Below are 14,146 nucleotides of genomic sequence, written 5' to 3' on the forward strand. Positions count from 1 at the left end.
TATGGGAATAGTAATGTTTCGAAACGCAACGGTGTATCCTGTCACATCAGCCCCCCTTTATCATGCGGATGTGATAACTGAAAATAGAAAAATAAAAGCGATTGGCAAAGGATTAGCCGTTCCCGAAAACGGGAAAGTGATAGAATGTAATGAAAAATATCTATTTCCTGGGTTTATTGATGTCCATACCCATCTTGGCTTATATGATGAAGGAACTGGTTGGGCAGGCAATGATGCCAATGAGACTGTCGAACCTTTAACCCCCCATATCCGCGCACTAGACGGGGTTCACCCTTTTGACCCAGGATTCCAGGATGCTATTCAGTATGGAATTACGACTGTCCACGTTATGCCCGGAAGTGCGAATGTAATTGGAGGAACCACGTCAGTCATAAAAACACATGGTGTGAACATTTCTAAAATGATTATTCAAGAAACTGCTGGGTTGAAGGTAGCTTTTGGTGAAAATCCTAAACGAATCCACAGCCAGGGAAATAAGGATTCCATTACCCGAATGGGCATTATGGGGATGCTTCGCGAAGCCTTTTATCAGGCAAAATATTACGACAACCCGGAAAACCTTCGGGTAAAACCAATTATCATGGCTCTTGAGCAAAAAATTCCAGTTCGCATCCACGCTCACAGGGCAGATGATATCATGTCAGGCGTCCGTTTCGCAGAAGAATTCAATTTGCGCTTTACAATCGAGCATTGTACAGAAGGACATCTGATTGCAAATGAATTGAGAGGCAGAAACATGAAAGTCTGCGTTGGTCCAACGATGACGAGGAGATCAAAAATTGAATTGAAAAACAAGAGCTGGAAAACTTATCAGGCATTATCAGAAGCAGGCGTGGAGGTTTCCATCACAACTGACCATCCTTATACCCCTGTCCAATACTTAAATATGTGTGCGGCTTTGGCGGTGAGGGAAGGGTTAGATGAACAAAAAGCATTAGAGGGAATAACCATCACTGCGGCTAAAAACCTTAATGTTGCAGACCGTGTCGGGAGTATAGAAACTGGCAAAGATGCGGACTTGGTACTATGGTCTCATCACCCATTTCAATTTCTCGCAAAGCCTGTCATGACAATGGTTGAAGGTGAAATAATTTACCAAAAAAATTAACAAAAAAGTTGTTTCTTTTTTAAATAAAATCGAGTATGATACGTAGGTAAACAAAATTAAATCAACTAACAATTGTGTTTAAATGTTAGGGAAGGCAAATGGTGCGCCACCAGTTAAACTGGTTCTAGTGGGTTCGATTCCCACCCCGAAATTTTTTGTAATTTAAAAAATTTCGAGGGTGGGCCAGTCTTCACGTGAACGTGACAGTTCTGCCCTCAATTGGAGGGTTAGACATGCTCAAAAAACGTGATTTCCAAGAATCTCAAACTCTTTATGAGTTAATGGTGCACCCTGAAGTCTTCCCTTTTGTGCGTCATAAAGCGTATTCCTACGATGAGTTTCTTTTCCTTACAAAACAAACCATCGAAGCGGAAGAACGCGGAGAATTGATTTCACGTACCATTCTTGATGAGTGGGGCACTCCAATTGGAACAATCAATCTCTTCGATGTGCAAGATGGAGCAGGTTTCCTCGGCACTTGGCTCGGCAAACCATACCATGGCAAAGGCTACAACCAACCTGCCAAGGATCAATTTTTCGAGGAACTGTTTTACGAACTCGACATTAAATCCATTTTCATGCGTATCCGCAAAGTAAATGTTCGTTCCACAAAAGCAGCGGAAAAATTACCTTATGTCGTTTTAGCAAATGAAACGCGCAAAAGCCTGCTGGATGAAATCAACGGCGGAGAAGATATCTACAATCTTTATGAAATCTCCCGCGACCAATATACTCTATACAAACTCCGCACCGGACACGAAGTGCTGCACGAAGAGCATCAGTTGAAGGAAGCATAATAAATTTACGCCTGCCCAATGTTTTGGGTGAGGCGTTTTTTAGTATATTTTCCCACATTCTAGTTAAAACTGATGGTATGCAATTATGAAGGAGGGGTTCTTGATGAATGATAAAAAACGTCGTGAAAAGGCAAAGACAACATTAAGCAAAACACAGGAAGTTACCTACTCTCGTGAGTTTAAAATGGCGGATCGTGTTGGGGGATATACGGAGAGACGCCGGTAGTCCTAATGAAAAAATATGACTTACAGTAAACGTGCCTTCATCCATCTTCTTGGAACTTGATGAAGGCACGTTTTTTATGTTTTACCGAATCGGGCAATTTGAGAAATCCCGAGATCCCCTCTCTTTAATAGAACTTCAAACTCCCATCTTCCTCTCCAACATCTCCCTCACATCACCGTCCTCTTCTCAGGTTAACCTATTTATGAAGACATAAAGGAACAACAAGCGTATGTACCTTCTGTCTATCACATATTCTTAGGAGGGTTTCGAATGGGACGTTCACGCGGACATCAATCAGGTGGCAAGAACAAATCATCACTTCCACAAGTACCTAAGAACATGAAAATAGCTGCACAAGATACAGAATTCGGGAAAGAGCAACATGCGGACAATGAGATTCTAGAAGCACAAGCTCGCGCATCAGCAGCTGGAATTAAACGAAACAGTAAAAAAGATACCTTTAGATAGTTCCACATTTTTGCCGGGTATGATCAAAAAGGTCATGCCCAGTTTTCTATTTATACTAATATAAATTAATCGCTAAATTGCGAATAATTTTATGTGGATAAATTTTCAGAATGTTGTTGATAATGTGGATAAGTGTGTGTATATCCCGTCTATCAAGGAAATTGACTGTGCACAACTGCAAATAAACATGACTTTAGAACCACAAAACATAAAGAATTACATTACCCAATACCTATTTCGAAATAATTCTAATCTTTTCCAACCTCCTAACATTTGTTTGATATCAACTACTCCAACGATTAAAATAAAGATACTATTATAAAGCGAGGTGTGGCCCACAATGAGTAACTATATGATTGGACTGGAGATCGGCACCTCTACAACCAAATCTGTCATTTTCAATAGAGATGGAGAGGTGGTTTCCGAGTCAGAACATGCCTATTCTACCTACCGTCCAAAACCTAGTTATTCGGAACAAAATCCCATGGAGATAGAGAGTGCTGCACGACTGGCCGTCTCCACTTCTATTCGTAAATTAAAAATCGCTCCACACGATATTATTGGTCTAAGTATTTCGGCTCCTATGCATAGTTTGATCTGTATTGATGATAATAACGAACCCATCTCTCCCATGATAACTTGGGCTGACGGCAGAAGCTATCCACAAGCTGCCATTATAAAGGAGTCTTACGGCCAAGACCTATATGAGCAAACTGGAACGCCGATTCATCCCATGTCACCTTTTGTGAAGCTTGTTTGGATGAAAGAGAATCAATATACACCGTATTATGAGGCAACTCGCTTTGTTTCTATAAAAGAATATATTTTATATAAATGGTGCAGGACGTGGCAAGTAGATTATTCTATTGCCTCTGCGACCGGACTATTCAACATTCATACACTCCGTTGGGATGAAGAAGCGCTTGCCATTGCGGGAGTAAATGAATCTCAGCTCTCAAAAGTGGTTCCATGTACCACACAAGTCGGCCCACTTACAGAAAATATCGCAAAAGAAATGTCACTACATACATTTACCCCCATTATTATTGGGGCAAGTGGCGGTGTGCTAGCCAATATTGGGGTTGGAGCTACAGAAGAAGGAGAAACGGCATTAACGATTGGTGGCAGTGGGGCTATTCGAAGATTCACCACCCAGAAAACGATTGACGCAGAACAACGTACCTTTCAATATGCGTTTACGAAAGAAAGTCGTATCGTCGGCGGTGCAACCAACAATGGTACGATTCTCATGCAGTGGCTAGCAAGACAATTCTCTTCCTTAACAAAAAAGGAAACGGTAGAAGTGTCTGATCTTGAAACACTTGCTGCAACTTCAAGCGCAGGAGCTAACGGGCTATTTTTCCTGCCATATCTGAATGGAGAACGTGCGCCAAAATGGAACGCTAAAGCAAAGGGGGGGTGGATGGGCCTTACCCTTTCGCACACAAGTGCAGACATGATTCGCAGCGTGATGGAAAGTGTAATCTTCAACATGTATGAGATTCATGAAAAACTTCACGAACACACACATCCTATAAAAAAACTGGTGGTCAGTGGTAGCTATGCTCAATCACCTCTATGGGTTCAGATGACAGCAGATATTTTTCGCAAAACGGTCATCTTACCGGAAAGTACCCATGCTACTGCGTGGGGTGCTGCCTGGTTTGGTATGTTTGCCCTAGGAGAAGTGAAGTCCCTTGAAGCGATTAAATCATCAATTCCAATTAAGCATGAGGTATTGCCTACTGTTCGTAATGTGGCCATGTACGAAGAATATTACCATCTCTACCGTGAGCTATATAATAAAAATAAACCGTTATTTGCAGAAATCGACCGTTTGCAATATTGACGATTTCAAGAATAATCGGGCAAATACGTCTGTTCCTTTTAAAGCTAAAAACTTTTGACGATTCTTTAATCGCCGCTGTTGATTTAGCCACTGAAAAAGACATTGATTTTGAAATTTTATAAAACACCGCTGTTGATTTCCGCAAATGGCTTCGCTTTCCTAGGGGCTGACGTGAGCCTCCTCGGCTACGCCTGCGGGGTCTCCACCTAGCGCTATCTCCCTCAGGAGTCTACGCCATTTCCTCCAATCACCAGCTAGGAAGCATAATAAACTTTACGTTATCAGTTTTTCAGTGGCTTCGGCGCAAGCAGAGAAGGCTCATGGACCGCCCGCAGGCAAGCGAAGCGCCTGGAACGGAAATCAACCGCATCATTTAATTTTATATCATTTAAGAGAAAGAGCTAGCAGTCCTGTTGACTGCTAGCTCTTTTTTCACCTTACCCTTTAACTTGTTCTCTTTTCCTAATACTAATCCCAGTAAACCCATAAAACAGACTTAATAACGGACTGACTAAGCAAAACAGGGCAAACGGTAAGTAATCCAGCACAGGTACTTCAAGCACACCTGCCATGAACACACCACTTACTCCGTATGGAATTAATGGATTAATAACAGTTCCCGCGTCTTCTAACACTCTTGCCAAGTTTTTAGGCGCAATTCCCTGTTTTTCGTATTCCTTTTCAAAGGCTTGGCCGGTTAGTATGATGGACATATACTGCTCTCCAACGGTTACATTTACTCCAATTGCTGTTGCTACCGTCGCGAAAATCAGCTTTCCAGTGGATGATACAAAGGATTGAATCATCACTAGTAATCGTTCCATCACTCGCAGCTGTTGAATTAATCCACCCATACTCAAGGTTAGTATCACTAGGGATACCGACCACATCATGCTTTGGATCCCGCCCTTTGTCAAAATGCTGTCGATCGCTTCGTCCCCAGTTGCCCCGGTATACCCATTTTGCATAACATCCATAAGTTGGGCTACTTGAACGCCAGGTTGAAGGACGAATGCCATCACGGCACCAACGATAATGCCAACCATCATGACAAAGATTGCAGGTACACGTTTAAGTGCCACTCCAAACATGACCACTGCCGGGATTAATGCCCAAATGCTGACCATGCCCTGATCTTTAAGAACCTTAGGCAATTCTGCAAAATCCCCTATCTGCCCTCCACCGTTAACAGTAGAGAAAAGTCCAAATACCACCAAGCAAATAATGGCTGCAGGAATGGTTGTCCATAACATGTGTCGGATATGCTCAAATAAGTCAACCTTGCAGACTGCAGATGCAATATTGGTTGTATCTGAAAGAGGCGACATTTTATCTCCTAAAAGAGCCCCAGATATTATAGCACCTGCCACTATAGCCGGATTGAGTCCCATGCCTGTCCCAAGCGCGATAAAGGCAACTCCTACCGTTGCAGCAGTAGTAAAAGAACTACCAATGCTAATCCCAATTATTGCGGTTATAATAAACACACTTGGAAGGAAGAATTGAGCGGAAATGAGCTGTCCTCCATAGTAGATGAACGTTGGTATTGTACCAGCAAGCATCCACACCCCAATTAAAATACCAATGAGAATAAATAATAAAATCGGTGTAAGACCTTCTTTTAAACCATTTTTTAATCCCGTTTCAATAAAGTCCCATGAATGTCCTTTAATGAAGGAAAATAATATCAAGACCATAATACTTGCAAAAATCGGTATGTGAGGCTCTGCTTTAAAAATAAATAATGATAAAGAAATGATTGCGATGATGCTGATAATTAAACTAAGAGCTGCAAAGCCGCTAATGTTTATTTTTTCTTTTTGTATATGCTGCTCCAATGATATTCCCTCCAAAAAATAAGTTTGCCTACCTGTTAATTTGCACCAAAAAAGCTTCCTCATCCCAAAAGTAAGGGACGAAGAAGCTCCGCGGTACCACCCTAATTGGCAACATGTTAATTGCCCACTCATCTGCTGTGATAGCCTTTAAAAATATGTATCGTACTTCATCTTCCATCACGCCTAGATTCTCACCATCCATCCAGTCTCTTTTTGCTGCAATAAGGAAAACTACTTTTATACATAGCTATCAACCTATTTATATACTAAACTCAACTCGGCTAATTTTCGCTAACACACTTAAACGCTTAAACGCTTTTAGGTGTTAAAGTGTTGTTTTTAAGATAATATATAATTTAACGCTTGTCAACAAAAAAAATCCTCCTGCGTTTTGCTGAGGCCACTGAAAAAGTCTTGCTTTTAGTATTTTTATAAACATCGCTGTTGATTTCCGCAAATGGCTTCGCTTTCCTAGGGGCTGACGTGAGCCTCCTCTGCTACGCCTGCGGGGTCTCCACCTAGCGCTAGCTCCCTCAGGACAAGGAAGGCTTCGGCAGCGATTCATCGCACGAAGAAAATGCGTAGCATTTTCGAGGAGTCTTCGCCTTTTGCTCCAAACAACAGCTAGGAATCAATAAAAACTTTATTTTATCAGATTTTCAGTGGCCTCGTTTTGCTTAGGAGGATTTATCGGTTTTATGTGTTAGGTAAATGAATAACAAAGTTAGTTTTTTCATCATCAGATTTACAAAATATTCTACCATTGTGCTTTTCAATCAATTTTTTGCAGATATACAGTCCTATTCCTGTGCCTAAATCCTTCGTAGTAAAGAAGGGTTCAAATATAGCGTGAATGGTGTTTTCTTCTATTTTCGGTCCGTTATTGGATATGGATAGCTCGGTAAATGCCCCATTCTCTACACAAACCACTTGAATGGCACGAGAGCCACCCTTTTCCTGCTGTAGTGCATCAATTGAATTAATGATCAGATTCAAAAAAACCTGCCTTAATTCGTCTTTATTGGCAATTATGTTTACGGAAGGATCAATGTCCAATTGAATAACGACATCTCCGTCTAGTAAGCTAGGATATAAAAATTCTACCAATTCTTGTAAAAGGAAGGATAAGTTCACTTCTTCTCGCTTACTCTCAATCAATTCTTTTCTAGAGACATGTAAAAATTGAGATATGCGGTAATTAAGTTGATCCAATTCATGACGCATTATTTCCAAATACGGATGGTCAGGAAGTTCTTGCTCCAAGAGTCTTGTGAACCCAATTACCGAGGTTAAAGGGTTTCTAAATTCATGGACAAAACTTGAGCTCATTTGCCCAAGAATAGTAAGACGTTCTTTGTGGGTTTGATTAATATATACCTCTTTTTCTTCTAACTGTTTTTCTTTGATCTCCGTGTATTTCCTAACAGCCAGGTAAGAAAACTTGTCAAACAGGGCATTGATTTGGTCAATAAATGGTTTCAGTTCCTTTAATGGAATACCGGAATCCCAAACCCACTTAACAACTTCACTTCTTCCGGTATTGACATTGTATACGAACTCGCTAATGTTTACATTGGCTTGGACACGTTCAAGCGCTGTCTTATTTGCCAGCTGAGTAATTTCTTCTTCAGTTAATGGATTTTTTATCGCTTTTTTTATGAGTTGGTACATTTGCCAGCCGTTGCGTATTGCTTCTTCCTTATATATATCATCTTCCGAGATGACACTATTATTTCTCCAATTACTGATAAATTGATCATGATTTTCTTCTAAGAACAAAATGAGTCTCTGAGCAGCGTCCATACTTGCCAGCCACCTTCTACTATATTTTCGGACAATCTATGTCTATCATACCAGAAAATTTCAGCAGAAGAAAAAATATTCTGACTATCCATGTCATTAGTTGGATACTTCTTATTTTTTCATCATCGAGAAAGGACATTTACCTTCCATAGGCTTTACATCGTCTCCAATAAAGTATTGTTTCCATTCCCGATGGTCTGGGTCTCCGTAGTGACTAATATTAGGATGGGTTGAGAGCCGGTCCCATTTCTCCACACGCTCTCTTACCTTCTCACGGGACATGATTCCACCCTTTGATGTCCCTTCCAGTCCTTCAAATATCCTTCTTGGCTGGAACCCTAGAATAAGACTGTTCCCTAAATCTCTTGTCTTTCTCTGCTTGTAGGCAGGAGCATTTCCAAAGACGAAATACGGCTCTTCTGCAAAAGAAAACGCCCACAGGTGATGATCTGGATCTGTAGGATAATCTTTAGGCCAAGGCTGATTATCTTTCATATGTAAGAACTGCAAAATCTCCCAAAAATATTCCCGATAGTAAGGGATCGTTTTTTCTTCTTTCTCTGGCTCGACAAAAAGAAAGAGACCATGCCGTACAAGTGGTTTTTCAGGATTAAACAGGGAGTTAAATTCCTTTAAAGTATCCGGCAAATGACTCCAATTATCATGACTAATATAAGAATAGCGAAGTTCCCCTTTTTTTTCTGCACTCATTCCAAAATAACAAGGAAATGTTTTATTTGTTACAACTTCGCGGAAATTCTTATATTCTTGCACAACCCATTTGGGTACAATTTTCTCATTCATCATTTCTTCTTTTGTAAGCAACTTACCTTTTGTGGAGCGAACTGCTGCTTCCATTTCATCACCTCTAGAATTAGTAGTTTATGAACCTTTTAACTAGCAAACTACCCTTAAACATTCCAGGCAAAACATGGACAAATAGATGCGGAAAAAGGTTTTATCTATCTAGGAAGAGGGTATTAAGTTATGGGGTGTTTACTATTCTAGAAAGATAGAGGAGAAAAAGAATATGGGCATACTAATTGTCGATGATAACCAAGTAAATTTGTTCGTTATCGAAAATATCTTAAAAAGGGCGGGGTACAAAGAATACTTATCCTTCACATCCGCTAATGAAATGTTTAGATATTTACATAATAATAATTCCGCATCACCTCAAATGCCCGTCGATATCATCTTAATGGATATCATGATGCCTGAAATAGACGGAATTGAAGCGTGTAGAACACTTCAAAACAATCCACACCTGAAAGATATCCCTGTCATTTTTGTCACCGCATTAGAAGATTCTAATAAGGTAGCAGAAGCGCTGGATGCAGGTGGTTTGGACTATGTCATGAAGCCCATCAATAAAACAGAACTTTTGGCACGTATTCGGGTAGTTCTTCGACTTAAAGAGGAGAAGGATAAGAATAAAAAGCAGGCGGAAAAGATCAAAAATCAGTTGGACCTTTCTCAACAAGTACAGAATAGTCTTTTAAGCGAACCAATCATTGAGGACAAATTCACTGTGAAAGCATCCTACATTCCCGCTTATAAACTCGCAGGCGACATGTATTATTGGTATAAGGTAGACGACTCGAGGTATGCAGTCATACTGTTGGACATGATGGGGCACGGTATTTCTGCCTCCTTAGTATGCATGTTCATCTCCTCTGTATTGCGAGACTCCATCAGAGGCCGCTCCGACCCTGAATTCGTTATTAGTGAGTTAAATCGGTGGATGCATGCCCTCAATTTACGGAATCAGCAAATTCCATATTATTTTACAGCTATTTATCTTGTCATCGATACAAATGAAAAATCAATGGAATATGTGAATGCTGGTCATCCGGCTGGTTTTGCGTTCATTGATGAAGAGGAAGTAGTAGAGCTTTCTAATCGTACATGTGCTTTAGGTTTCTTCGAGAACGTAGATGTTACGACGACGAAGGTCCCTTATAAGGATTCGGTTCAAATTATGCTTTATACAGACGGGGTTGTCGAAACATTGGAGAAAGTGGGTATGAATCAATACCCTCAGTTTATTAAATCCGCATCAAAACTCTGGGATTTAACAAACATCCCTGAACCTATTAACCTGGTCTTACCAGCTGACATGCAACAACAAGCCTCCGACGACATGTGCGTCGTCATGATACAAGCGAGATAAATGCATAAAAAGGAGAGCTGATTAACTATAGCTCTCCTTTTTTGCGATAAATCTTATCATACACATCAAACTCTTCAAAACCAGGATGGGCATCAAGACGAAGTGCCTCTTTGCTTCCGAGCCCAAGAAACCCCTGAGATCCTAGACTTTCCTGAAACAATTGAATTACATTAAATTGAAGCTCCAAATCAAAATAAATCAATACATTACGGCAAACAATGATATGAAACTCATTGAACGAACGGTCTGTCACAAGGTTATGCTGAGCAAACACAATTCTGTTCAACAGGTTTTCCTTTATATAGGCAAACTGGTGATCAGATTGATAATATTCCGAAAAGGCCGTTTTACCACCTGCTTGCATATAATTCTTCGTATATGTTTTCATTTTGGAAAGGGGAATGACGCCTTTTTGTGCCTTCTCTAAGATCTGTTCATTCATGTCTGTTGCATAGATTTTCGACTTATGGCCGACCCCCTCTTCTTCTAAAAGAATGGCCATAGAATAGGCTTCCTCTCCGGAAGAACAGCCTGCGTGCCATACACGAATTTCCGGTAACTCTCTTAAAAGAGGAATCACCTTTTCACGGAAGGACAAGAAAAAAGAAGGATCACGGAACATCTCTGTTACATTAATAGAAAAATCATCTAATATCTTTTTCAGAAATACTTCTTGATGTATTACTTTTTCTGTTAGTTCCGTGATATTTTTTAACCCTTCTAACCTTAATCTATTTTCCACTCTTCTCTTAATCGAAGACTTCATATATTTTCGAAAATCGAAACCCGAAAGCCGATAAACTGCGGTTAAGAATAATTCTAATTCTAAATCTTGCTTGTCCACTTGTAATCCTGCCTCCAAAAAAAAATCTTAAAAAAGGAACGGTTACTCATCCAACGAACCGTAACCGTCCCTTTTGTCTATAGCCTAATTTTTTGCTAACCAAACTCTCATTGCAGACAATAGTTGTTCAAGTTTAAGTGGTTTGCTGATATAATCAGAAGCTCCCACTTCCAGACATTTTTCACGGTCACCTTTCATCGCTTTCGCAGTAAGGGCAATGATTGGGACGTCTTTATGTTTTTCTAGATTACGAATTGTTTTAATGGCTTTATATCCATCCATGACCGGCATCATAATATCCATTAAAATAATATCAACATGTTCGGTTTCATGGAGGATGTCGAGGCACTGTAATCCGTTCTCTGCTGTTAAGATATTCATATCCTCTTTGTTCAATGCATTATTCAGGGCATAGACGTTTCGATGGTCATCATCTACCACAACAACCGTCTTTCCTTTTAGGATATTAGAGATATCATTTTCTTCAACTATTGTTTGCGATTTATTACGTACGTCTTCATTCCTCGCCATGTCTAGAACCATGTTTTCCTCTTCCAACAAATCTGTTTCAGATGTGGCTGCTACTTCCTGCCACGCTGCCTCTACTTCTTTTATCTGAGGCATGCCTTTTGGTAGACTAGGAATCAATAGTGTGAAGACACTTCCCTCGCCCTCTTCGCTTTCTACAAACACACTGCCCCCCAAAAGATTAGAAAACTCTTTCGAGATGGAAAGGCCAAGTCCTGTGCCACCATACTTTCTCATCGTCGCTCCATCCCCTTGATGGAACGCTTCAAAAATAAGGGACTGCTTGTCCTTGGAAATGCCTATTCCGGTATCTTCCACAGATATTTTTAACCAAGTATCCGATATTACATTTGCGTTTGCTTTTAGAAGGTCCCTTTTTAGTGCCTTCTCGATTTTCACCGAGACTTTCCCTTGTTCTGTAAACTTAAACGCATTCGATAATAGATTTTTTACTATCTGTTGAAGACGTTGTTCATCTGTGAAAAATACATCTGGTAACTGATTTCCGCGAACAATCTCGTAATCCAGCTTTTTATGCTTGGCAATATGGGTGAATTGAAGCTCCAGGCGGTTGATGAACTCTTCCACATTCATTTCCCCAAACATCACTTCCAGCTTTTTCACCTCGACCTTGGAAAGATCAAGAATATCATTAATTAGATTCAACAAATCCTGACCGGAAGAGTTGATGACACGGGAGAACTCTCTTTGTTCATCTGTTAATTGATCTTCCGGATCTTCCGCCAGCATTTCTGATAGTAATAGAATACTATTCAGCGGTGTTCTCAGCTCGTGGGACATATTTGCCAAAAACTCCGATTTATATTTTGAGCTAAGTTGAAGCTGTTTCGCTTTTTCTTCAAGCTCCGTTTTTGCATGTTGAAGATCCGCAGATTTCTGTTCCGCATCGCGGGACCTTTCTTCAAGCTGCTCATTAATCATGCGCAACTCTTCTGATTGGGTCTGAAGCTCTTCTGACTGAGCTTGCAATTCCTCAGACTGAGATTGCAGCTCCTCTGTTTGCGCTTGTGATTCAAGTAACAGACGCTCTACTTCCATTCTTCCTAGAATGTTGGTGATGGCAATTCCGAGCGTTTCCAACACTTTGTTTAAGAGCTGGCGATGCGTCTTTGTGAATTCTGTTAATGTCGCCATTTCAATCACGGCAATCACTTCATCTTTTACGATGACAGGAGCAATGATGATACTCTTCGGTTTAATATGCCCAATTCCTGTCGTAATGACGGAATAGGCTTCAGGGACATCCTCCAGTAGGATTACCTTTTTGTCCCAGGCGCACTGTCCTACCAACCCCTCACGCAACTTATATGCTTCTCCACCAACTTCTTCTGCACCGTCAGCATAGGTCGCAATTTTTCGATAGGAGGATTCTTTTCCTTCCCCATCCAACAGATAAAAAGCACCAAGCTTTGCATCCGTAAGAGGTGTTAAGGTTGCAATGAACTTTTGTGCAAGTGAGTCTGTAGAAACATTACGGTGATAGAGGTTAATAATATCTGCAGAATTTTTTTGCACCCAGTTTTGTCTACCAATTTCTTCTGTAAACTGTTTTTCTTTCTTATGATAAGTTTCAATGGATGAAGCCATCGTGTTAAATGCTACCGATATTTCTCCAATTTCATCCTTTATGCCTGTGCTTAATCGAGGCAAAACAGATAGGTCATTATAGTTAATATCTTTAATTCCATTCTTGACTTCATCTAGACGTCTGTTTGTGCTTCGAATTACCCAAAGTGTGGTCAGGACAATTACCATTAATGATAGGATGACGGCCGTAACCATAATAATGATTAGAGTTTGATAGGTTTCATTTGCGTTTGACAAAGTATCTTGCATAAACGATTCCTGCATATCTTTAAAATCAGATATGTCTTGCAGAAGTGCTGTTCTCGTATCAAGTTGAGAAACATAGATGTCTTGCAACTCTCCATTAGAAGCACCATTGTTAATTTCGGAAACAATTTGTTGTTCCATAACCCAGTACGAATCGTAACGTTCTTGAATACTACGTATTAACGCCTTTGTTTCTCTCCGCTCTAGAACAGCTTCCAATTCTATGATGTTGGTTCTGGCAGCTTCTCTATTTTCTGCTATGTTTTCTAGATTATCTGTTATATCTTCTGCGGCATCCCTATTAATAATAAACAATAGCTGCCTGTCTGTTTCATAGAATAACTGTCTAATATCAGTCGCTTTGTTGACTTTGTAATACCTGTCCTCTACTATTTCGAGCATGTTTGTCTTCATGGAATTGCTCATTAATAGAATGACAGACAATAGCAAAACAAGCGAAACCACCGTAACCCCCAGCCCGACGAATTGTTTTCTCTTAAAGCTCACCGCAACTCCCACTTTCATTGATTTATGATGCCAAAACGCACGCAATTATTGAGATTAATTATACCAGTTAGAGGAAATAGTGGTCGAGTTTGGATGCTCGGAGTTAGAAGATTTTTGTTCAAGTAAAAAA

General features: G+C 40.3%; 12 protein-coding genes. 6 read left to right on the top strand and 6 right to left on the bottom strand.

The window, feature by feature from the left end:
* The first annotated feature begins 1 nt into the window (after window position 1).
* The 5 genes from AAV98_RS15960 to AAV98_RS15975 all read left to right on the top strand — a co-directional run bounded on the left by AAV98_RS15960 (window position 2) and on the right by AAV98_RS15975 (window position 4,469).
* Entirely contained in the window at window positions 2-1,129 is a 1,128-nt protein-coding gene (locus tag AAV98_RS15960) for an amidohydrolase (protein ID WP_060666545.1), read from the top strand.
* Window positions 1,130-1,362: 233 nt separating this feature from the next.
* Window positions 1,363-1,926, top strand: coding sequence for a GNAT family N-acetyltransferase (locus tag AAV98_RS15965; protein ID WP_060666546.1), 564 nt, complete (start codon window positions 1,363-1,365; stop codon window positions 1,924-1,926).
* A 103-nt stretch (window positions 1,927-2,029) separates the two neighbouring features.
* Window positions 2,030-2,152 carry a YfhE family protein gene (locus AAV98_RS20045; protein ID WP_082380928.1) on the top strand — a complete coding sequence of 41 codons (123 nt, stop codon included), beginning with the start codon at window positions 2,030-2,032 and terminating at the stop codon, window positions 2,150-2,152.
* Window positions 2,153-2,422: 270 nt separating this feature from the next.
* Complete coding sequence (locus tag AAV98_RS15970) at window positions 2,423-2,620, top strand: YfhD family protein (RefSeq protein ID WP_060666547.1); 198 nt, start codon at window positions 2,423-2,425, stop codon at window positions 2,618-2,620.
* A gap of 340 nt (window positions 2,621-2,960) precedes the next feature.
* Window positions 2,961-4,469: a gluconokinase gene (locus tag AAV98_RS15975; protein WP_060666548.1), complete on the top strand. Its 1,509-nt coding sequence runs from the start codon at window positions 2,961-2,963 to the stop codon at window positions 4,467-4,469.
* Window positions 4,470-4,906: 437 nt separating this feature from the next.
* Here AAV98_RS15975 and nhaC read toward each other — a convergent pair whose 3' ends face one another.
* From nhaC to AAV98_RS15990, 4 genes are all read right to left on the bottom strand, one after another.
* Window positions 4,907-6,307 (bottom strand): Na+/H+ antiporter NhaC, encoded by a 1,401-nt coding sequence (nhaC, locus tag AAV98_RS15980; protein WP_060666549.1) that lies wholly within the window; start codon window positions 6,305-6,307, stop codon window positions 4,907-4,909.
* A gap of 28 nt (window positions 6,308-6,335) precedes the next feature.
* Window positions 6,336-6,509, bottom strand: coding sequence for a hypothetical protein (locus AAV98_RS20365; protein ID WP_156317821.1), 174 nt, complete (start codon window positions 6,507-6,509; stop codon window positions 6,336-6,338).
* Window positions 6,510-7,003: 494 nt separating this feature from the next.
* On the bottom strand, window positions 7,004-8,110 hold the full coding sequence (locus AAV98_RS15985; RefSeq protein ID WP_060666550.1) for a sensor histidine kinase: 1,107 nt from the start codon (window positions 8,108-8,110) through the stop codon (window positions 7,004-7,006).
* Window positions 8,111-8,221: 111 nt separating this feature from the next.
* The gene (locus AAV98_RS15990) at window positions 8,222-8,968 is read right to left on the bottom strand and encodes a YqcI/YcgG family protein (protein ID WP_060666551.1); all 747 of its coding nucleotides are present in this window, start codon (window positions 8,966-8,968) and stop codon (window positions 8,222-8,224) included.
* A 172-nt stretch (window positions 8,969-9,140) separates the two neighbouring features.
* Between AAV98_RS15990 and AAV98_RS15995 the strand changes: the two genes are divergently transcribed.
* Window positions 9,141-10,283 (top strand): SpoIIE family protein phosphatase, encoded by a 1,143-nt coding sequence (locus AAV98_RS15995; RefSeq protein WP_060666552.1) that lies wholly within the window; start codon window positions 9,141-9,143, stop codon window positions 10,281-10,283.
* 25 nt (window positions 10,284-10,308) lie between these two features.
* On the opposite strand, the gene AAV98_RS16000 is transcribed toward AAV98_RS15995, so the two are convergent.
* Together AAV98_RS16000 and AAV98_RS16005 are read right to left on the bottom strand one after the other, a co-directional pair.
* Window positions 10,309-11,127, bottom strand: a complete 819-nt coding sequence (locus AAV98_RS16000; protein WP_060666553.1) for a CheR family methyltransferase — start codon at window positions 11,125-11,127, stop codon at window positions 10,309-10,311.
* 84 nt (window positions 11,128-11,211) lie between these two features.
* Window positions 11,212-14,016: a hybrid sensor histidine kinase/response regulator gene (locus tag AAV98_RS16005; RefSeq protein WP_060666554.1), complete on the bottom strand. Its 2,805-nt coding sequence runs from the start codon at window positions 14,014-14,016 to the stop codon at window positions 11,212-11,214.
* Window positions 14,017-14,146: the final 130 nt, after the last annotated feature.

This window comes from Bacillus sp. CHD6a (assembly GCF_001293645.1).
In the GTDB taxonomy this organism is placed as follows: domain Bacteria; phylum Bacillota; class Bacilli; order Bacillales; family Bacillaceae_I; genus Sutcliffiella_A.

Bases quoted from the DNA above. Each gene is read 5' to 3' on its own strand.
- AAV98_RS15960 (WP_060666545.1), top strand. From the start codon at position 2: ATGGGAATAGTAATGTTTCGAAACGCAACGGTGTATCCTGTCACATCA.
- AAV98_RS15965 (WP_060666546.1), top strand. From the start codon at position 1,363: ATGCTCAAAAAACGTGATTTCCAAGAATCTCAAACTCTTTATGAGTTA.
- AAV98_RS20045 (WP_082380928.1), top strand. From the start codon at position 2,030: ATGAATGATAAAAAACGTCGTGAAAAGGCAAAGACAACATTAAGCAAA.
- AAV98_RS15970 (WP_060666547.1), top strand. From the start codon at position 2,423: ATGGGACGTTCACGCGGACATCAATCAGGTGGCAAGAACAAATCATCA.
- AAV98_RS15975 (WP_060666548.1), top strand. From the start codon at position 2,961: ATGAGTAACTATATGATTGGACTGGAGATCGGCACCTCTACAACCAAA.
- AAV98_RS20365 (WP_156317821.1), bottom strand. From the start codon at position 6,509: ATGGATGGTGAGAATCTAGGCGTGATGGAAGATGAAGTACGATACATA.
- AAV98_RS15985 (WP_060666550.1), bottom strand. From the start codon at position 8,110: ATGGACGCTGCTCAGAGACTCATTTTGTTCTTAGAAGAAAATCATGAT.
- AAV98_RS15990 (WP_060666551.1), bottom strand. From the start codon at position 8,968: ATGGAAGCAGCAGTTCGCTCCACAAAAGGTAAGTTGCTTACAAAAGAA.
- AAV98_RS15995 (WP_060666552.1), top strand. From the start codon at position 9,141: ATGGGCATACTAATTGTCGATGATAACCAAGTAAATTTGTTCGTTATC.